Below are 18,735 nucleotides of genomic sequence, written 5' to 3'. Positions count from 1 at the left end.
CGTCCCTGCAAATCAATAACGCTCAACGGTCGGTTGCGCCAGATGCTAAGTGGCGTATATATCGCCGAAAATCGGCTTCTCCCGATAAGGTGATGAAATCGTTGTCCGTTGCCTGGTTCAGAGCAAGATTTTCCTGGTGCATCCGCGCTGAAAGGCTCGAATGACTTGTATATTGCAGCATGGCAGTCTGGGCATGTCAGGTTGCGGCCACGTTGTGTGCAGTGCACAACAATGGTTTTCTAAGGATTGGTAACGTATAATCACACAATGTGATCATAGCGCCCTGGCCAATTGTGGCATGACGTGCCGGGGAAGAAACGTCGAGGAAGCTGACTGGCATGGCAGGGAATTATTTCGGCACGGACGGCATTCGCGGACGCGCCAACAAGTTTCCGATGACCGCTGAAATCGCGATGCGGGTCGGCATGGCCGCCGGCCTTTCCTTCCAGCGCGGCACCCATCGACATCGTGTCGTGCTCGGCAAGGACACCAGACTTTCCGGTTATATGATCGAGAATGCCATGGTCGCCGGTCTTTGTGCCGCCGGCATGGACGTGTTCCTGCTCGGCCCGATCCCGACGCCGGCTGTCGCCATGCTGGTGCGTTCGCTGCGCGCCGATATCGGCGTCATGATCTCGGCCTCGCACAACCCTTATTACGACAACGGGATCAAGCTGTTCGGACCCGACGGCTACAAGCTCTCCGACGAGATCGAGGAGCGCATCGAGAGCATGCTCGACAGGGATATCGAACTGGCGCTCGCCGACTCCGACGGGCTTGGCCGCGCCAAGCGCGTCGACGGCGTGCATGACCGCTACATCGAATTCGCCAAGCGCACCTTGCCGCGCTCGATGTCGCTCGCGGGCTTGAGGATCGTCGTCGATTGCGCCAATGGCGCGGCCTACAAGGTGGCGCCCGAGGCGCTGTGGGAACTGGGCGCCGAGGTCGTCGCCATCAATGTCGAGCCCAACGGCTTCAACATCAACAAGGAATGCGGCTCGACCCACCCGGCCGGCCTGCAAAAGAAGGTGCACGAAGTGCGCGCCGATATCGGCATCGCGCTCGACGGCGACGCCGATCGCGTCGTCATCGTCGATGAAAACGGCGCGATCGTCGATGGTGACCAGATCATGGCGCTGATCGCCGAATCCTGGCACCAGAGCGGGCGGCTTGCCGGCGGCGGTGTCGTCTCAACCGTCATGTCCAATCTGGGCCTCGAACGCTTCCTCGGCGACATGAAGCTGCAATTGCACCGCACCAAGGTCGGCGACCGTTATGTCGTCGAGCATATGCGCGCGCACGGCTTGAATGTCGGCGGCGAACAGTCGGGCCATATCGTGCTGTCCGACTTTTCGACCACCGGCGACGGCCTGGTTTCGGCGCTGCAGGTGCTGGCCTGCATCAAGCGGCAGGGCCGGCCGGTCAGCGAACTGTCGAAGAAATTCGAACCCGTGCCGCAACTCCTGAAGAACGTTCACATTTCCGGCGGCAAGCCGCTCGAGGAGGCGCCGGTCAAGGCCGCCATCGAAGACGCGCGTAACCGGCTCGGCAAGACCGGACGGCTGGTTATCCGGCCATCCGGGACAGAGCCGCTGATCCGCGTGATGGCCGAGGGCGACGACCCGCAACTGGTCGAGTCCGTGGTGAATGGCATCGTGGACATCATCTCGGAAACGCGCAGCGCCGCCTGAGCCCCACAGCGCCCGGCAGGACGTCGTCGCCTGAACCTGTCCAAGCCCGCCTTTCGGCGGGCTTTTTCTTGTCGGCTCCCAGTCTGTTCGCTGTTCGGAAATCTCGCAGCGGTTCCCAGAAGTTTCGAGATTCGTGGTTAAGCAACAGGGTTAAACGCCTTTTAACCTTTGCAATTCATTATCCACGACTGAAAGCCAATCGCATTTCGGGCGGGTTTGCCGTTCCGAGCTTCTCAGGGGTGACAAGCATGTTCAAGACAGCAAGAAAGGCCCTGCTCGCCTTACTGTTCGCAGGCCTGGCGGGGCCGTTGTTCGCGGCCGACCTGCCGGAACCGATCGTCGAAGAGGCTCCGCCTCAGGCCGTCTACGAGCAGCCGGTAGAAGTCGGCGGCTGGTATATCCGCGGCGACATCGACTATCACAAGTCGACCGTGCGCGGCATCGACTATATGACCTACACCATCGATCAATGTAATTGTACGGTCACGCCCGGCACCAGAAGTTTCGATTTCGGCAAGCTCAAGGGCGGGTTCTCGCTCGGTGCCGGCGTTGGTTACAAGATCAACGACCACTTCCGGACCGACCTGACCGCCGACTACTGGTTCAAGTCGAACTTCAACGGCGGCACCTCGGATATCAACGGAACATCGACCGAAGTGTCGAAGATGAGCGCCCTGCTGCTGCTGGCCAATGCCTATGTCGATCTCGGCACCTATCACGGCATCACGCCTTACGTTGGCGCCGGCATCGGCGGCGCCCGCGTCAAGTGGGATGATGTCTACGATCCGAACACCACCGAGTTCAATCCCGGCAGATCAAGCTGGCGTTTCGCCTACGGTCTGATGGCCGGCGCTTCGTACTGCCTGACCGACAAGATCATTCTCGATGCCGGCTACCGCTTCTCCCATATCCAGGGCGGCCGCATGTTCGACTGGAACATCACCAGCTCCGGTCCCGGCTTCGATCGTGGCATCAACACACACGAAGTGCGCGGTGGCCTGCGTTACCAGTTCGGTGGCAACAACGGTTGCGCCGCGCCGGTCGTTGCCTACCAGCCCGAACCCGAGCCGATCTACACTAAGTAACAGCATCTACATTACTTGAATTCTTCACAAACCGCCCGGCCTCAGCCGGGCGGTTTTTCGTTGGCCGCCTGGAATCGACAGGGGAAATGAATTCGCTAACGCTCTGTTAGCCTTAACCGCCACTTAACCACTATGGTTAACAATGCTCCTTGAAACGATGGCTGCCGCTGCGATTGCGGGCTGCGCCAAATTCGGGAGTCGGGGACCATGAAACTTACATCGCGTATGGCGCTGGCGCTCGGTGCACTAGCCCTCCTGCCGCTGACGCCGGTGCACGCGGCCGACTACGATCCGCCGATCTATGTCGACCAGGCGCCCGACTACGTCCCGGTCGAGGTCGGCTCCGGCTGGTATCTGCGCGGTGATCTCGGCTATGCCTTCAACAAGCCCTATGAATTTTCGGAAACTCCGGCCGGTCTGGTTACGGATACCAGCCCGCTGTCTGGTTCGATAGGTATGGGCTACCATTTCAACGATTACTTCCGTGGTGAATTGAATTTCGGTCTGCTGCCGACAAGCAAATTCGCCAGCAAATTCGACAGTACTTGCGATGGAACGCAGACGGTGACTGTCACCAGCGGTGGCAGCACAAGCGCGTTCGCCGGCCCAAGCACCCGTGGATGCGAAGGCTCCAACGACGGCAACAACAAGGCCTACGATGTGATGGCCAGCGCCTTTGTCGACCTGGGCACTTATGTCGGCTTCACGCCCTATGTCGGAGGCGGTGTCGGCATAGCGTACAGCACCTACAAGTACGCTCAAGGCGCTCGCAACTGTCAGAATTCATCGACAACATCAGGTACAACCACGACCATCTTTGAATGCGACGATCCAAACGGCTATGATGGGACGACGCAGTCGGAGAAGCAGTTCAGCTTCGCCTATACGCTCGGCGCCGGCTTTGCTTATCAGGTCAGCAAGAATGTTGCAGTCGATGTCGGCTATCAATACACGGCTCTGCCTTCCGCGAAATACGTGACAGCAGACGCTGTCGGCAACCCTGAGTTCAAAAAGGGCCTCGATTATCATCAGGTCAAGGTCGGGCTGCGCTACGATCTCTGGTAGGCGCGGCGAGTACGAGGACCAGCACGGCGGATCATGGGGTCCGTCGTTTGCGTTTGAAGTCACGACATCCTGATCGGGGATCGCCGGTATCCCGGCAACGACAAAAACTTTCCTCTTGACGCCTGAAGCCCGAACGAATATCGCCGTCCGTGGGCCACCCCTCCCCAACGAGGGGCCACTATCTGGAAGGATAGACCACGATGACGACGCATACGAAGCCCGGACTCCGTCCGGCAAACCCCAATTTCTCCTCAGGTCCCTGCGCAAAGCGCCCCGGCTGGTCGGTCGAGGCGCTAAGAAATGCTGCGCTCGGCCGTTCCCACCGCGCCAAGATCGGCAAGACCAAGCTCGAACAGGCGATCGAGCTGACGCGCGAGATTCTCCAGGTCCCGGCGGGTTACCGCATCGGCATCGTGCCGGCGTCGGACACCGGTGCGGTCGAGATGGCGCTGTGGTCGCTGCTCGGCGAGCGCGGCGTCGACATGGTCGCCTGGGAGAGCTTTGGCTCCGGCTGGGTCACCGACGTGGTCAAGCAATTGAAGCTCGCCGACGTGCGCAAGATCGAAGCCGGCTACGGCGAGCTGCCTGATCTCACCAAGATCGATTTCGACCGCGATGTGGTGTTCACCTGGAACGGCACCACGTCGGGCGTTCGCGTGCCGAACGGCGATTTCATTCCCGCGGACCGCAAGGGCCTGACCGTCTGCGATGCGACTTCCGCCGCATTCGCGCAGAGGCTCGACTTCGAAAAACTCGATGTCGTCACTTTCTCCTGGCAGAAGGTGCTGGGCGGCGAGGGCGCTCACGGCATGCTGATCCTGTCGCCTCGCGCCGTCGAGCGGCTGGAAACCTACAAGCCCTCATGGCCGCTGCCGAAAATTTTCCGCCTGACCTCAGGCGGCAAGCTGATCGAAGGTATCTTCAAGGGCGAGACCATCAACACGCCCTCGATGCTGTGCGTCGAGGATTACCTCGATGCGCTCAACTGGGCGAAGTCGACCGGCGGCCTCGACGCGCTGATCGCCAGGGCGGATGCCAATGCGGCCGTCCTCGATCGCTTTGTAGGCAAGTCCTCCTGGCTCGGTCATCTCGCCGTCCAGCCGGCGACACGGTCGAACACGTCCGTCTGCCTGTCCTTCACCGATCCGGACGTGTCCGCGCTCGACGCCGACGGGCAGGCGGCCTTCGCCAAGGGGCTGGTGTCGGTGCTCGACAAGGAAGGCGTCGCCTATGATATCGGTGCCTATCGCGACGCACCGCCCGGCCTGCGCATCTGGTGCGGCGCGACGGTCGAGACGTCGGATCTCGAAGCGCTGCTGCCCTGGCTCGACTGGGCATTCGCCGCACAGAAGGCGTCGCTCAAAGCGGCGGCCTGAGATCGTTCGCGGCGGCCTTCGGGCCGCCCACTCCCATCAGGATCAAATCCATTTCAAGGAGGCCGCCATGGCGCCCCGCGTTCTCGTCTCAGACAAACTCTCCCCCACCGCCGTGCAAATCTTCAAGGATCGTGGCGTCGAGGTCGACTATCTGCCCGATCTCGGCAAGGACAAGGATAAGCTCGCCGAAGTGATCGGCCAGTATGATGGCCTCGCCATCCGCTCGGCGACCAAGGTCACCGAAAAGCTGATCAACGCCGCTACCAATCTCAAAGTCATCGGCCGCGCCGGCATCGGCGTCGACAATGTCGATATCCCGGCGGCAAGCCGCAAGGGCATCATCGTGATGAACACGCCCTTCGGCAACTCGATCACCACAGCCGAACATGCGGTGGCGATGATCTTTGCGCTGGCGCGCCAGATCCCTGAAGCCAACGCCTCGACCCATGCCGGCAAATGGGAAAAGAACCGCTTCATGGGCGTCGAGATAACCGGCAAGACACTGGGCGTCATCGGCTGCGGCAACATCGGTTCGATCGTCGCGACGCGCGGCGTTGGCCTCAAGATGCACGTCATCGCCTTCGATCCGTTCCTGTCGGACAGCCGTGCCGAGGAGCTTGGCGTCGACAAGGTCGAGCTCGACGAGCTATTCGCCCGCGCCGATTTCATCACCCTGCACACGCCGCTGACCGACAAGACGCGCAACATCATCGATGCCGCGGCGATCGCCAAGATGAAGAAGGGCGTGCGCATCATCAATTGCGCACGCGGCGGTCTGATCGTCGAGGCCGATCTGGTCGCAGCGCTGAAGAGCGGCAAGGTGGCCGGCGCCGGCGTCGACGTCTTCGAGGTCGAACCGGCCGAGAACAACGAACTGTTCGGCATGGAGAATGTGGTGGCGACGCCGCATCTCGGCGCCTCGACGACGGAGGCCCAGGAGAATGTCGCGCTGCAGGTTGCCGAGCAGATGGCCGACTATCTGATCAAGGGCGCCGTCTCCAACGCCATCAACATGCCGTCGATCACCGCCGAGGAGGCGCCGCGGCTGAAGCCGTTCGTCAAGCTCGCCGAGGTGCTCGGCGCCTTTGTCGGCCAGGTCACCGAGGATCCGATCAAGGAGGTGGAGATCCTGTTCGACGGCTCGACCGCGACGATGAACACGCGCGCGCTGATCAGTGCAGCACTCGCCGGGCTGATCCGGCCTCAGGTCTCGGACGTCAACATGGTGTCGGCGCCGATCATGGTGAAGGAGCGCGGCATCATCGTGGCCGAGGTCAAGCGCGACAAGTCGGGCGTGTTCGACGGCTATATCAAGCTGACGGTGAAGACCGAGCACATGACGCGCTCGATCGCCGGCACATGCTTCTCGGATGGCAAGCCACGCTTCATCCAGATCAAGGGCATCAACCTCGATGCCGAGGTCGGCCAGCACATGCTCTACACCACCAATGCGGACGCGCCGGGCATCATCGGCCTGCTCGGCACCGTCTGCGGCGAGAATGGCGTCAACATCGCCAACTTCCAGCTCGGCCGCAACCGGCCGGGCGGCGATGCCATAGCGCTGCTCTATCTCGACGCGCCGTTCCCGGAAGCCGTGCTGGAAAAGGTCAAGGCGCACAAGTCGATCGACTCGGCCAAGCGGCTGCAGTTCGACGTCAACGCGATGTGATTGAGGACAGGCGGTCGCCGACCCACCTCGTTGACGCCGGCCGCCGCGGCGGCCGGTTCATGTCAACTCGTCCGAGCCATCGGAGACACCCACGCGATGTCGGTAGACCAGTTCCCAGCCCTTCCAGCCCGTAAACAGCAAGATGAGAACCACGATCAGCGATAGGACGATGCCGGTTGGCATCACGGCCGCCGCTCCGCCGGCATACCGCGAGTACCAGTTGTAAAGCTCGATCAACACGACGATTACATTGCCGCCGGCATGGAGCCATGCCGTCGTGAGATTGCGGACCTGCACATCGCCGAGAACATCCGTCAAGCCAGCAAGCGCAGCCAGGGCAGCCATGATCAGGCCTGCGCCGAGAAGCCAAAGCGACCCGGTGACCCATCCAGGATCGGCTGTTCGCCAGAAGATAAGGTCGCAAACGAAGGTGCCGACAAAAAAGGCAATCGGAAACGGAATCAGCATCGGGTGGATAGGGTGACCAGCAATGCTTGCCGTGCTGCGAGGGTTGTGGCTCATCATGTCGCCTCCCTGGCGTTCAAACTCCGCTGGAGGTGAAATGTTCCAAGTAGGGGACGCGGCAGGATTCATGCCGCTGTTTCCGCGCCATTGGCGAAGTCCAGGCCGTTCGCGTGATTACCGCGACGGCGGAGGGCGTCAGCCGCCAAATGTCATCCGCGGTGGTCCGCCACCGCCATCTTGCGCCCGCTGTATTCGGCAAGCCCGATGCCGCCCAGCACGAGCACCAAGGCCAGCGCCTGATAGAGCTGGAACGTCTCGCCGACGATCAGCACCGACAGCAGCGTGCCGAAGATCGGCACCAGATTGATGAACAGGCCGGCGCGGTTGGCGCCGATCAGCTCGTTGCCCCTGATGTAGAAGATCTGCGAAACGACCGAGGCGCCGATCGCCGTATAGACGATGACGGTCCAGCCGCGCGCGTCGGGCATGATGACCTTGCCGGCGAGGACCTCCCACAGGAAGAACGGCAACGAGGTGACGAGTGCCGAAACCGACAGGGCCAGCATCAGGCTCTGCCAGTGCATCACCGGCTTCAGCCGCAACCCGACCGAATAGCCGCTGTAGAGAAAGACAGCGACCAGCATGATGGCGTCACCGAAATTGAGTTCCAGCGTCAACAGCCGGCGCGGGTCGCCATGGCAGGCGGTGAGGATCACGCCGGCGATGGTCAGCACGACGCCGACAATCTGCGCCCAGTTCACGCGCAGGCGGAAGAAGACGAAATTGGCAGTCATGATCAGGATCGGCATCGCCGCCTGTTCGATCGAGACATTGATCGCTGTCGTGTAGTTGAGCGCCGTGTAGAAGATGGTGTTGAACAGGGTGAAGCCGCTGGCGCCGAGGGCGACCAGCACGAACCAGTGCTTGCGGACTACCGGCCAGTCCTTCTGGATGGTCTTCCAGCCGATGGGCAGCATGATCGCCACGGCCAGCACCCAGCGCAGGAAGACCAGCGTCATCGGCGAGACGTGATCGACCGCCAGCTTGCCGGCCACCGAATTTCCACCCCAAAGCAAGGTGGTGAGCAGCAGGAATATGTAGGCGCTTCGATGCATCGCGGGATTCCAGTCGCCGGAGCTGCGGTGTTTGCCGGCCTATTGCCCTCGCTCGCCCAAGTAAATGATGTCAAAGCCGAAAATTGTTGTGCCTCAGGGCATTTTCGACGGCAAAGAAAGGTCGCGCTCGCGAGGTCTTGACGTTATAGAGGCCTGTCGTTTCGAACCATATTCAAGCCGCTTGGCGGCGTCTCAAGGGAAAAGAAACATGGCCAATGTGGTGGTCGTCGGCTCGCAGTGGGGTGACGAAGGCAAGGGCAAGATCGTCGACTGGCTGTCGGAGCGCGCCGATGTCGTGGTGCGTTTCCAGGGCGGCCACAATGCCGGCCATACGCTGGTCGTCGACGGCAAGGTCTACAAGCTGTCGTTGCTTCCGTCGGGCGTCGTGCGCCAGGGCAAGCTGTCCATCATCGGCAATGGCGTCGTGTTCGACCCGCACGCTTTCGTCGCCGAGGTGGCAAAACTCAAGGCGCAAGGTGTCGAAGTAGCGCCGGATCGCCTGAAAATAGCCGAAAACACAGCGCTTATCCTGTCCCTGCATCGAGAGCTGGACGGGTTTCGTGAGGACGCCGCATCCAATTCCGGGACGAAGATTGGCACGACCCGTCGCGGCATCGGCCCCGCCTATGAGGACAAGGTGGGCCGGCGCGCGGTCAGGGTGATGGATTTGGCGGATTTGGAAACACTGCCCTTGAAAGTCGACAGGCTGCTGACGCACCACAATGCGCTGCGACGCGGGCTTGGTCATGCGGAAGTCACGCATGACGCGATCATGCAGGAACTAACCTCGGTCGCCGACGACATCCTGCCCTATATGGACCGGGTCTGGAAGATCCTCGACGACAAGCGCCGGGCTGGCGAGCGCATCCTGTTCGAGGGCGCGCAGGGCACACTGCTCGATATCGACCACGGCACCTATCCGTTCGTGACCTCGTCGAACACGGTTGCCGGACAGGCTGCCGCCGGCTCCGGCGTTGGCCCGGGCGCCATCGGCTATGTGCTCGGCATCACCAAAGCCTATACGACACGCGTCGGCGAGGGTCCGTTCCCGACCGAGCAGAAGAACGAGGTCGGCGAATTCCTCGGCACGCGCGGCCATGAATTCGGCGTCGTCACCGGTCGCAAGCGCCGCTGCGGCTGGTTCGACGCGGTGTTGGTGCGCCAGGCCGTCGCGGTCAACGGCATCAAGGGCATCGCGCTGACCAAGCTCGACGTGCTTGACGGGCTGGACGAGATCAAGGTCTGCACCGGTTACCGTCTCGACGGCGAGATGATCGATTATCTGCCGGCCAGCCAGGGCGCGCAGGCACGTGTCGAACCGGTCTACGAGACGCTCGAGGGCTGGAAAGGCACCACTGCCGGCGCGCGCAGCTGGAATGATCTGCCGGCCCAGGCGGTCAAGTATGTCCGCTACATCGAGGAGCTCATCGGCGCACCGGTCGCGCTCCTTTCCACCAGCCCGGAACGCGACGACACGATACTTGTGACCGATCCGTTTCAAGACTAGTTTCTGAAGCCTTTCCGGGCATCGCGGCTGATTTGCGGGGGCCGGCGCGGAAGCAAAATACAGGTCGACTGAAGCATGGCAGATTTCGTTGCTATTCTGAAAAACGCGCTCGACAAGCATGGCGACGAGACGCCGGAAAAGCGTACGCGCATCTATGCCAGCGTTCGCACCATGCTGGCGAAGAAGCTTGGTGAACGTTCGCCGCCGTGGGCTCCCGAAGCCATAGCCACGCAGATGCGTTCGCTGGAAGACGCCATTACAAGCGTCGAGCGCGATTATGCCAAGAGCGTGCCGGAGACCGACCCGCTCGCGGAGCTGGAACACATTTTTTCGTCGATCGATCGCAACAAGAACCAGCCAAGCCATACGAGGCAGCCGGCGAAGGCGGAATCGGCCTGGCCGGCACCGCCCGTCGCCAAGCCCGAGCCCTATCAACCCGCGCCGCCGCCTGCCGCCAAGGTCGAGCCAAGCTGGCAAAGATCGACGCCGGCGCCTGCCCAGCCGGCTCGCGCCGACACGCCTCTTCCAGGCATGAACGCCGAGGAGGCGGACGACGAGGCCGATGTCTTTTCCAGCAACGAAGACAATGAAGAGCCGGTACAGGACACCTTCCAGCGCCTGCGTCCCGCCGAGCGCAAGCGCAGCTATGGCGGGCTGATCGCGGCCGTCGTCGCACTGCTGGTCGTTGCCGGCGGCGGCTATGGCGTCTGGCTGAACAAGGACGCCTTCGGCAAGATGCTGGGGCTTGGCGGCAATCAGGTAGCGAAAACCGAACCCGTGAAGCCGGCGCCGGCCAAGCCGGCAACCGATGCCGCGGCAGCGCCGCCGGCGCCCGCGGCTGGCGGCACGGAAGCCGAAAGCACGAAATTCACCCAGCGGCTGACACCGCAGGGTGGTGAAGTCGACCCGGGTCCGGCCGGTGGCCAAAGCGGCATCGGCGAAGGCGAATCGGTCGCGGCGCTGACCACCCCGCCCTCGGCCACGAACGCACCGGCGATTTCCGCACCGGCCGCCGGTACGCCTGCCGCGACTACGCCTCCGGCGACAGATGCCGCCCCCGCAACGCCGCCTGCCAACGGAGCAGCGCCTGCAGCGCCGGCCGATGCTGCCGGCACGCCGCCAGCACCGGCAGGTGCCGCGCCGCCCGCGCCGGCGGCTGCGCCTGCGGAAGCCGCCCTGCCTGTCGGCCAGAAGGCGATCTTCTATGAGGAGCGCACCAGCACCGCCCAGGGCTCCGCCGAGCCCGGCAACATCGTCTGGTCGCTGGTGCAGGAATCGCCCGGTGGCGACCTGCCGCCGGAGCCGGCGATCCGCGCCGAGGCGACCATTCCCGGCAAGGACATCCAGTTGCGCATGACCATCCGCCGCAACACCGACCAGACGCTGCCGGCCAGCCATATCATCGAGATGATCTTCCTGACGCCCGACGGCTTCGAGGGCGGCGGTGTCGACAACATCCTGCGCGTTGCCATGAAGGCTTCGGAGCAGGATGCCGGCAGCCCGCTGATCGGCATTCCGGCCAAGATTGCCGACGGCTTCTTCCTCGTCGCGCTCAACGACACCAAGGCCGACGAAGACGCCAACATGACCTTGTTGCGCGGCCAGGACTGGATCGACGTGCCGGTGGTCTACAAGACCGGACGGCGGGCGTTGCTGACCATGGAAAAGGGCATTCCCGGAGAGAAGGTGTTCGACGAGGCAATCAAGGCCTGGCAGGCCAAGACGGCAGGCTGAGACGCTGTAGCCGCCGTTCAGAAGCCCTGGAACAGCATGTCGAGCGCAGCGACGATGTCGTCGTGGTGCTTGATCAGGTTCAGCTGACTTTCGCCTAATTCGCTGGCAGAAACGGTGGCAACCAGGTGTGTTGCCATAACGAGCTTTCGACCGTTGATCTCAAAAATCGGATGAAGCTTTCGCATCGGCGGTGGCACCATTGCGACCGGCAGAAGCGGCACGACCACCCGCGTCTTGAAATTGTCGAGCAGCTCTGACTGAACGTCGAGCACATAGCTGCCTTCGATGCGACCGGCGAAGACATCATAGCGGGGCATCAGAACTGCCGGTACTCTTCCAGCGGGATGCCATGTTTCTCGATATAGTCGTTCCACGCGTCCATCGTGGCGCGGTTCTCAAGCTTCCACAGTCGCGTTTTTTCGGCAGCCACCGCCTCCGCGATGCCGGCCTCCGCAGCGCGCGAGACATTCACGTCAAGTCCCTTGGCTTCCCTCATGAGGTTCGAATCGATCGACAGATTTGCTGGCTGACGGGTCGCACTCAAGGCAATTTTGCGCATAATAGCCTCCGCAACATGCGCATAATATATGCGCATTTCTGTATGGAGGCAATCAGGCGGTTCTAGCTGCAGGTAGGGGCGCTCGGCCCCTTTCGCTATGGCTCCGGGCGTTCGTCGCTTCAATCGACAAATCGTCGTCGATTGATCGGCCTACGGCCGAAACACTCCTCACCCCTCCATCTCCTCGCGCAACATCTCCAGTTCCAGCCATTCTTCCTCGAGCGCGGCCAGCGTGGCGCGCTCCTTGTCGAGGGCGGCGATGGTTTTCTGGAACGAGGCCGGATCGCGCTCGTAATAGGCCGGATCGGCGATGTTGTTCTCCAGCCGCGAGATAGAGGCCATCACAGCTTCGATTTTCTTCGGCAGGGATTCCAGTGCGAATTTCTGCTTGAACGACAGTTTCTTCGCCGGCACTTTTGGCGCGGCGGCTTCGCTCTTGCCTGACGCGGGCGCCTCGCCATTTTCGGCTCTCGCCCGCGCCTTGCGGTCGTCCAGCTTCGTGCCGCCGCGCTGCGCCAACATGTCGGAGTAGCCGCCGGCATATTCGATCCAGCGGCCTTCACCATCCGGCGCGATCAGGCTGGTCACGGTGCGGTCGAGGAAATCGCGGTCGTGGCTGACCAGGATGACGGTGCCGGCGAAACCGGCGACCAGTTCCTGCAGCAGTTCAAGCGTCTCCATGTCGAGATCGTTGGTCGGCTCATCGAGCACCAGAAGGTTTGCGGGCCGCGCCAGCACGCGCGCCAGCAGGAGCCGCGCCCGCTCGCCGCCGGACAACTCGCGCACCGGCGTGCGCGCCTGCTCCGGCTTGAACAGGAAATCCTTCATGTAGGAGACCACGTGGCGCTGCTCGCCATTGATGACGAGGTTTTCGCCGCGCCCATCGGTGAGATATTGTGCCAGCGTCTCCTGCGGGTCGACCGCCTCGCGCTTCTGGTCGAGCGTTGCGATCTCCAGATTGGTGCCGAGCCGCACCGAACCTGCGTCCGGCTTCATCTCGCCGGTCAGCATCTTCAAGAGCGTGGTCTTGCCGGCGCCGTTCGGCCCGACCAGGCCAACGCGATCGCCGCGCTGGATGCGGGTCGAAAACGCCTTGACCACGGTGAGATCGCCAAAGCTCTTTTCGATGTTTTTCGCCTCGATCACCAGCTTGCCGGACTCGGTGGCGTCGCTCGCCACCATGATCGCCGACCCTTCGGCCCCGCGATGACCGCGAAAACGCTGACGCATGGTCTGCAACTCGCCGAGCCGGCGCATGTTGCGCTTGCGCCGCGCCGTCACGCCGTAGCGCAGCCAATGCTCTTCGCGAACGATCTGGCGACCGAGCTTGTGCTGCTCGCGTTCTTCTTCCTCCAGAACCAGGTCGCGCCATTCCTCGAAATGGCCGAAGCCCTTGTCCAGCCTGCGGGTCTGGCCGCGATCGAGCCAGACCGTGGCGCGCGACACGCGTTCGAGGAAGCGGCGGTCGTGCGAGATGACGATCAGCGCCGAGGAGGTGCGGATGAGTTCTTCTTCCAGCCATTCGATGACCGAGAGGTCGAGATGGTTGGTCGGCTCATCGAGCAGCAGGATATCGGGCTCCGGCGCCATGACGCGGGCAAGGGCGGCGCGCCTCGCCTCCCCGCCCGACAGGTCGTTCGGACGTTCCTCACCCGACAGGCCGAGATGCTCCATCAGATAGCTGGCGCGGTAGGGATCGTCGGCGGGGCCAAGCCCGGCCTCGACATAGGCGCGGACAGTGGCAAAACCTTCCATGTCGGGCATCTGCGGCAGATAGCGGACGGTCGCCGAAGGCTGGCGGAACACTTCGCCGTCCTGCGGCTCGATCAGGCCGGCGGCGATCTTCAGCAGGGTCGACTTGCCGGACCCGTTGCGGCCGACCAGCGCGATCTTGTCGCCGGCCGAAGCCGTCAAGGCGGCGCCATCGAGCAGCGGCGTGCCGCCGAAGGTCAGTTTTATCCCGTCGAGGTTGAGAAGGGGCGGGGCCATGTCAGCTTTCAGGTAAGGGATAGGGATGAGCGAGCAGCATCGCGCGGCCATGGCCGAGCGCGATTTCGAGGCGGCCCCCGGTCTTGTCGGACTTGACCTCGTTGGAAATGGTCAGCGACGAACCGAACGCCACCTTGACGTGAGCGAGCGGCCATTTGGCGCCGGTGACGGTCAGGCCGTCGAGCTCGGAAAAGCCGAGCACCGAAAACAGCGTGCCGTCGGCATAGTCGAAGCCGGCCGTTCCGCGCAGCAGGGGGATGCCTTCCTGAGCGCCGCTGGTCAAAAGCACGTCCGTTCCCGCCTCCGCCAGCCGCAGGGCGAGCGACAGATGCAGAAAAGCGTGGTCGGCGCGCTTGCCGCCAAAGGCGCCGGCCAGCACCAGGCGGGTCGCGCCGCGCTCCAGTGCCGCGGCGACGGCAAGTTCGCCATCGGTCTGGTCCTTTTCCGCCGGGAAGGTCCGACGCGGCACGGAAGCGAGATCGTCCGGCAGGTTGGCCGGCACCGAATCGAAATCACCCACCCACAGCTCCGGCACGAGACCCAGCAACCGCGCATGACCGATGCCGGCGTCGGCGGCGATGACGCGGGAGCCTTTGACCTGACGGTCGAGCCGTGGCGTACGGATGAGATCGCCGCCAAGCAGGATGGTGAATGTGCTCATATCGTGTGGCCCTTACCAGCCCGGCACGGGAAACGGAAGGCGGCAAACTCCCGCTTGCATGGCGGATCGGCCCGGCCTATGTGTCGAAACGCTCTAACGGGGTGCCGGACGCGATCTTCGCGGACCGGCTGAGAGGCAGTCTCGCCAACCCGCTGAACCTGATCCGGTTTGTACCGGCGGAGGGATTAGACGTTTCGGACAGTCCGACGCCTCAATTCCTTTCAATTCGAACGAAGGAGGCGCCGATGCGCACGCTTTTATATGCTCTTGTTTCAGCAACGGTCGTGGCCTTGTCCGGGCCCGCCTTGGCCAAGGACAAGCTCACCGTCTACACCTATGAGAGTTTCACCGCCGACTGGGGTCCGGGTCCCGTGGTGAAGAAGGAGTTCGAGGCCGAATGCGGCTGCGACGTCGACTTCGTCTCGGTCGCCGATGGCGTCGCGCTGCTCAACCGCGTCAGATTGGAAGGCACATCGACCAAGGCCGATATCGTGCTTGGCCTGGATACCAATCTCACCGCCGATGCCAAGGCGTCAGGCTTGTTCGCGCCGCATGGCGCGGTGACGGATGTCAGTGTGCCGGGCGGCTGGAGCGACGACACGTTTGTCCCCTTCGACTACGGCTATTTCGCTGTCGTCTACGACACGCAGAAGATGAAGACGCCGCCGAAGAGCCTGAAGGAGCTGATCGAAGGCAGTGCCAACGACAAGATCGTCATCCAGGACCCGCGCACCTCGACGCCAGGCCTCGGCCTGCTTCTTTGGGTCAAGTCGGTCTATGGCGACAAGGCACCCGAGGCCTGGGCCAAGCTCAAGGCCAAGGTGCTGACCGTGACGCCGGGCTGGAGCGAGGCCTATGGGCTGTTCACCAAGGGCGAGGCGCCGATGGTGCTGTCCTACACGACGTCGCCAGCCTACCACATGGTCGCCGAGAACACGGAGCGCTACCAAGCGGCCTCCTTCGAGGAGGGCGAGTATCTGCAGATCGAGGTGGCGGGTATCACCACGACAGGAGCCAAGAATCCGCTGGCGGCCAAGTTCATGGCCTTCATGACCGGGCCGAAATTCCAGGATGCCATCCCCGAGACCAACTGGATGTTCCCGGCAGGCAAGACCGACAAGCCGCTCAATCCGGCCTTCGACAAACTGGTCAAGCCGACGAAGACCTTGCTGTTCAGCCCGCAAGAGGTCGCCGCCAACCGCAAGGCCTGGGTCGATGAATGGCTGGCGGCGATGAGCAAATAGGCAGCGCGATGGCGCCGGCGCATTCCACGGATTCCCGCGTCAGTGCCGGCATTGTCGCGCTCGCTGCAATCGCGCTGCTGATCGGCGGCGCGTTTGCTGGCCTGCTTTTCGAGGGCGCCCATGATTTCTCGGGCGCCTGGGCAGCCTTCGATCCCTATCTGCTTCGCGTCATTCGCTTCACGCTCTGGCAAGCGGTCCTGTCGACGCTGCTTTCGGTCATCCCGGGGCTGTTTGTGGCGCGCGCTCTGTCGCGGCATCCACGTTTCTTCGGCCGCGCCTTCATCCTGCAGATCTTCGCCGTGCCATTGGCGCTGCCGGCCATCGTTGCAGCGCTCGGCATCCTGGCGCTTTATGGCCGTGCCGGCTATTTCGCCGGCGTGCTTGCCGTTATCGGCGGCGGAAGCTGGCCGGGCATCTATGGCCTGTCCGGCATTCTCGTCGCCCATGTCTTCTTCAACCTGCCGCTGGCGACGCGGCTGTTCCTCGAGGCGCTGCAGACCATACCGGCCGACCAATGGCGGCTGGCGAGCCAACTCGGCATGGCGGCGCGGCCGGCGTTCCGGCTGATCGAATGGCCAACGCTGCGCGCCGCACTGCCCGGCGTCGCCGGGCTTGTGTTCATGCTCTGCATCACATCCTTCACGATCGTGCTGACGCTCGGCGGCGGGCCGGCCGCGACGACGCTTGAGGTCGGCATCTACCAGGCGCTGCGCTTCGATTTCGATCCCACGCGGGCCGTTACACTGACGCTGCTGCAGATCGCCTTGACCTTTATCGTGGTGCTGGCACTGACGCGGCTAGGCGCCAATGTGGTCGGCGACACCAATTTGCCGGTCGCGCAACGCCGCCATCTTTCGGTCAATCGGAGCGAGACCTGGTTGAACGCGCTACTCATCGTCCTGGCGCTGCTGTTCGTCGTCGGGCCGATGGCGGCAACCGTGATGGCCGGATTGAGTGCCGATCTCGCCCGCTTGGCCGGCGAGGCCACTGTCCGGCAGGCAACGCTGACCAGCGCGGCGCTCGCCTTCCTGTCGGCGCTGCTTTCGGTGATGCTGTCGCTGGCGCTGACCATGGCGCGGCGGGCACTGGCGCTGAACAGCCGGACTGGCCGCAAGACACTGCTCGAACATGCCGCCGATACCGGCGCCGGCTTTGTCCTGGTCGTGCCGCCGATCGTCGTCGGCGCCGGCTGGTTCCTGTTGTTGCGCCTTGTCGGCGATGTCTTCGCCCTCGCCCCGGTCATGGTCGTCACCGTCAACGCGGTGATGGCGATGCCGTTTGCGCTCCGCGCCGTGCGTCCCGCCTATGATGCAGCGAGCGAGCGTCACGAACGGCTCTGTGCACAGCTCGGCATTGCGGGCTGGAACCGGCTGATGCTGGTCGACTGGCCGTCGCTGCGGCGACCGCTCGCCACGGCCTTCGCTTTCGCCATGGCGCTGTCGCTCGGCGATCTCGGTGTCATTGCCTTGTTCGGCAGTGATTCCGTGCAGACATTGCCCTACCTTCTTCTGGCTCGGATGGGCAGCTACCGCACCGAGGATGCCGCCGGCCTCGCACTGCTGCTCGGCCTCGTCTGTCTCGCGTTGATCGTGGCGGCGCACTGGCTGGGAAGGGAGGAGGTCCGTGATGCGTGAAAAGGCGGCCAACGGGCTCGCGAAGGGCGCGCCGGTGCGGCTGGACAAAGTGTCGTTCAGCTATGGCAGCTATGGCGAGGCGCCGCTTGTTTTCGATGTCGAGTTTGCCGCGGCGACGATCACCGCCATCATGGGGCCGAGCGGTTCGGGCAAGTCGACACTGCTCAATCTGGTCGCCGGCTTCGAGACCCCACGGTCGGGCCGCGTGCTGGTCGGCGGTGTCGATGTCAGCGCCGAGCCGGCCTCGGCGCGGCCGGTGTCGATGGTGTTCCAGGAGAACAATCTCTTCGCGCATCTTTCCGTCGAGCAGAATGTCGGGCTCGGCCGCTCGCCATCCCTGCGGCTGACCGAGGCGGACCGCGCTGCGGTCGCCGAGGCGCTTGCGCGCACCGGTCTTGCGGGCAAGGAGAAACGCCTGCCGCGCGAGCTCTCCGGGGGCGAACGCCAGCGCGTCGCCCTGGCCCGCGTGCTGGTGCGCGACCGACCGGTGTTGCTGCTCGACGAGCCCTTCGCTTCGCTCGGACCGGCTTTGCGCGACGAGATGCTGGATCTGGTTGCCGCCGTTCATGCCGAACGCGCCATGACAGTGCTGTTCGTCACCCACCAGCCGGAGGATGCACGCCGCATCGGCGAGCATATGGTGTTTGTCGACAATGGGTTGGTCGCTGCGACCGGCAAGGCTGATGATTTCTTTGCCGGGGCTGGTCCGGAGGCGTTCCGGCGCTATATCGGCGCGGGTGCCGGATATTCCACATCACGCGATGTTGCCCGGAAGCGGACATAATTTACGGTCAAACCGGCTCCAGGCGATGTGGCGTTTGCTTGCCATGACCGGGGGAGTGTGGCTAGGTCCGCCCTACCGGTCCGGCACAGGCCGTGATTTGCCTGCAGTATCCGGCGCCCGCCCCTGGGATGGGCCGCGGATACTGCAGCAGTTTGAG

At 63.3% G+C, this 18,735-nt stretch carries 16 protein-coding genes and 1 riboswitch; of the genes, 10 read left to right on the top strand and 6 right to left on the bottom strand.

What is annotated here, in order from left to right; genetic code table 11:
• Positions 1–338 precede the first annotated feature (338 nt).
• From glmM to serA, 5 genes are all read left to right on the top strand, one after another.
• Positions 339–1,691 carry a phosphoglucosamine mutase gene (gene glmM, locus EN990_RS13545; protein WP_027162514.1) on the top strand — a complete coding sequence of 451 codons (1,353 nt, stop codon included), beginning with the start codon at positions 339–341 and terminating at the stop codon, positions 1,689–1,691.
• A gap of 248 nt (positions 1,692–1,939) precedes the next feature.
• Positions 1,940–2,776 carry an outer membrane protein gene (locus tag EN990_RS13540; protein WP_027162513.1) on the top strand — a complete coding sequence of 279 codons (837 nt, stop codon included), beginning with the start codon at positions 1,940–1,942 and terminating at the stop codon, positions 2,774–2,776.
• A 225-nt stretch (positions 2,777–3,001) separates the two neighbouring features.
• Positions 3,002–3,841, top strand: coding sequence for an outer membrane beta-barrel protein (locus EN990_RS13535; RefSeq protein ID WP_318011902.1), 840 nt, complete (start codon positions 3,002–3,004; stop codon positions 3,839–3,841).
• Positions 3,842–4,041: 200 nt separating this feature from the next.
• Positions 4,042–5,217 (top strand): phosphoserine transaminase, encoded by a 1,176-nt coding sequence (locus EN990_RS13530; RefSeq protein WP_013529158.1) that lies wholly within the window; start codon positions 4,042–4,044, stop codon positions 5,215–5,217.
• A 67-nt stretch (positions 5,218–5,284) separates the two neighbouring features.
• The gene (serA, locus tag EN990_RS13525) at positions 5,285–6,886 is read left to right on the top strand and encodes a phosphoglycerate dehydrogenase (protein WP_024502929.1); all 1,602 of its coding nucleotides are present in this window, start codon (positions 5,285–5,287) and stop codon (positions 6,884–6,886) included.
• A 57-nt stretch (positions 6,887–6,943) separates the two neighbouring features.
• Here the strand turns inward: serA and EN990_RS13520 are convergent, their stop codons facing one another.
• Together EN990_RS13520 and EN990_RS13515 are read right to left on the bottom strand one after the other, a co-directional pair.
• A complete protein-coding gene (locus tag EN990_RS13520) occupies positions 6,944–7,408 on the bottom strand; it encodes a DUF2231 domain-containing protein (RefSeq protein ID WP_127384611.1) in 465 nt (154 codons plus the stop codon).
• A 152-nt stretch (positions 7,409–7,560) separates the two neighbouring features.
• Complete coding sequence (locus tag EN990_RS13515) at positions 7,561–8,466, bottom strand: DMT family transporter (protein ID WP_127369780.1); 906 nt, start codon at positions 8,464–8,466, stop codon at positions 7,561–7,563.
• A 208-nt stretch (positions 8,467–8,674) separates the two neighbouring features.
• On the opposite strand from EN990_RS13515, the gene EN990_RS13510 reads away from it, so the two are divergent.
• Entirely contained in the window at positions 8,675–9,973 is a 1,299-nt protein-coding gene (locus EN990_RS13510; protein WP_024502931.1) for an adenylosuccinate synthase, read from the top strand.
• Between the two features lie 75 nt (positions 9,974–10,048).
• A complete protein-coding gene (locus EN990_RS13505) occupies positions 10,049–11,707 on the top strand; it encodes a hypothetical protein (protein WP_127384603.1) in 1,659 nt (552 codons plus the stop codon).
• Positions 11,708–11,724: 17 nt separating this feature from the next.
• On the opposite strand, the gene EN990_RS13500 is transcribed toward EN990_RS13505, so the two are convergent.
• From EN990_RS13500 to EN990_RS13485, 4 genes are all read right to left on the bottom strand, one after another.
• On the bottom strand, positions 11,725–12,024 hold the full coding sequence (locus EN990_RS13500; protein ID WP_127384602.1) for a CcdB family protein: 300 nt from the start codon (positions 12,022–12,024) through the stop codon (positions 11,725–11,727).
• On the bottom strand, positions 12,024–12,266 hold the full coding sequence (locus tag EN990_RS13495) for a type II toxin-antitoxin system CcdA family antitoxin (protein ID WP_063170355.1): 243 nt from the start codon (positions 12,264–12,266) through the stop codon (positions 12,024–12,026). Before EN990_RS13495 ends, EN990_RS13500 begins: the two co-directional genes overlap by 1 nt.
• Before the next feature lie 168 nt (positions 12,267–12,434).
• Positions 12,435–14,255, bottom strand: coding sequence for an ABC-F family ATP-binding cassette domain-containing protein (locus EN990_RS13490; protein ID WP_063173238.1), 1,821 nt, complete (start codon positions 14,253–14,255; stop codon positions 12,435–12,437).
• Position 14,256: 1 nt separating this feature from the next.
• Complete coding sequence (locus tag EN990_RS13485) at positions 14,257–14,916, bottom strand: thiamine diphosphokinase (RefSeq protein WP_027162509.1); 660 nt, start codon at positions 14,914–14,916, stop codon at positions 14,257–14,259.
• An 87-nt stretch (positions 14,917–15,003) separates the two neighbouring features.
• Positions 15,004–15,118: riboswitch (TPP riboswitch) on the top strand.
• Positions 15,119–15,161: 43 nt separating this feature from the next.
• Between EN990_RS13485 and thiB the strand changes: the two genes are divergently transcribed.
• The 3 genes from thiB to thiQ are packed head-to-tail and all read left to right on the top strand — an operon-like array spanning position 15,162 to position 18,578.
• A complete protein-coding gene (thiB, locus tag EN990_RS13480) occupies positions 15,162–16,160 on the top strand; it encodes a thiamine ABC transporter substrate binding subunit (RefSeq protein WP_063169191.1) in 999 nt (332 codons plus the stop codon).
• An 8-nt stretch (positions 16,161–16,168) separates the two neighbouring features.
• Positions 16,169–17,794 (top strand): thiamine/thiamine pyrophosphate ABC transporter permease, encoded by a 1,626-nt coding sequence (thiP, locus tag EN990_RS13475; protein ID WP_127369056.1) that lies wholly within the window; start codon positions 16,169–16,171, stop codon positions 17,792–17,794.
• Positions 17,787–18,578 (top strand): thiamine ABC transporter ATP-binding protein, encoded by a 792-nt coding sequence (gene thiQ / locus EN990_RS13470; RefSeq protein WP_063169190.1) that lies wholly within the window; start codon positions 17,787–17,789, stop codon positions 18,576–18,578. Before thiP ends, thiQ begins: the two co-directional genes overlap by 8 nt.
• Positions 18,579–18,735 lie beyond the last annotated feature (157 nt).

The organism is Mesorhizobium sp. M7A.F.Ca.US.005.03.1.1, assembly GCF_003997975.1.
GTDB classification, from domain to species: Bacteria; Pseudomonadota; Alphaproteobacteria; order Rhizobiales; family Rhizobiaceae; genus Mesorhizobium; species Mesorhizobium ciceri.
This window is presented reverse-complemented; position numbering and strand designations above follow the sequence as displayed.

Bases quoted from the DNA above. Each gene is read 5' to 3' on its own strand.
- EN990_RS13485 (WP_027162509.1), bottom strand. From the start codon at position 14,916: ATGAGCACATTCACCATCCTGCTTGGCGGCGATCTCATCCGTACGCCA.
- glmM (WP_027162514.1), top strand. From the start codon at position 339: ATGGCAGGGAATTATTTCGGCACGGACGGCATTCGCGGACGCGCCAAC.
- EN990_RS13520 (WP_127384611.1), bottom strand. From the start codon at position 7,408: ATGAGCCACAACCCTCGCAGCACGGCAAGCATTGCTGGTCACCCTATC.
- EN990_RS13500 (WP_127384602.1), bottom strand. From the start codon at position 12,024: ATGCCCCGCTATGATGTCTTCGCCGGTCGCATCGAAGGCAGCTATGTG.
- EN990_RS13495 (WP_063170355.1), bottom strand. From the start codon at position 12,266: ATGCGCAAAATTGCCTTGAGTGCGACCCGTCAGCCAGCAAATCTGTCG.
- serA (WP_024502929.1), top strand. From the start codon at position 5,285: ATGGCGCCCCGCGTTCTCGTCTCAGACAAACTCTCCCCCACCGCCGTG.
- EN990_RS13535 (WP_318011902.1), top strand. From the start codon at position 3,002: ATGGCGCTGGCGCTCGGTGCACTAGCCCTCCTGCCGCTGACGCCGGTG.
- EN990_RS13540 (WP_027162513.1), top strand. From the start codon at position 1,940: ATGTTCAAGACAGCAAGAAAGGCCCTGCTCGCCTTACTGTTCGCAGGC.
- thiP (WP_127369056.1), top strand. From the start codon at position 16,169: ATGGCGCCGGCGCATTCCACGGATTCCCGCGTCAGTGCCGGCATTGTC.
- EN990_RS13490 (WP_063173238.1), bottom strand. From the start codon at position 14,255: ATGGCCCCGCCCCTTCTCAACCTCGACGGGATAAAACTGACCTTCGGC.
- EN990_RS13510 (WP_024502931.1), top strand. From the start codon at position 8,675: ATGGCCAATGTGGTGGTCGTCGGCTCGCAGTGGGGTGACGAAGGCAAG.
- EN990_RS13530 (WP_013529158.1), top strand. From the start codon at position 4,042: ATGACGACGCATACGAAGCCCGGACTCCGTCCGGCAAACCCCAATTTC.
- thiQ (WP_063169190.1), top strand. From the start codon at position 17,787: ATGCGTGAAAAGGCGGCCAACGGGCTCGCGAAGGGCGCGCCGGTGCGG.
- EN990_RS13515 (WP_127369780.1), bottom strand. From the start codon at position 8,466: ATGCATCGAAGCGCCTACATATTCCTGCTGCTCACCACCTTGCTTTGG.
- thiB (WP_063169191.1), top strand. From the start codon at position 15,162: ATGCGCACGCTTTTATATGCTCTTGTTTCAGCAACGGTCGTGGCCTTG.
- EN990_RS13505 (WP_127384603.1), top strand. From the start codon at position 10,049: ATGGCAGATTTCGTTGCTATTCTGAAAAACGCGCTCGACAAGCATGGC.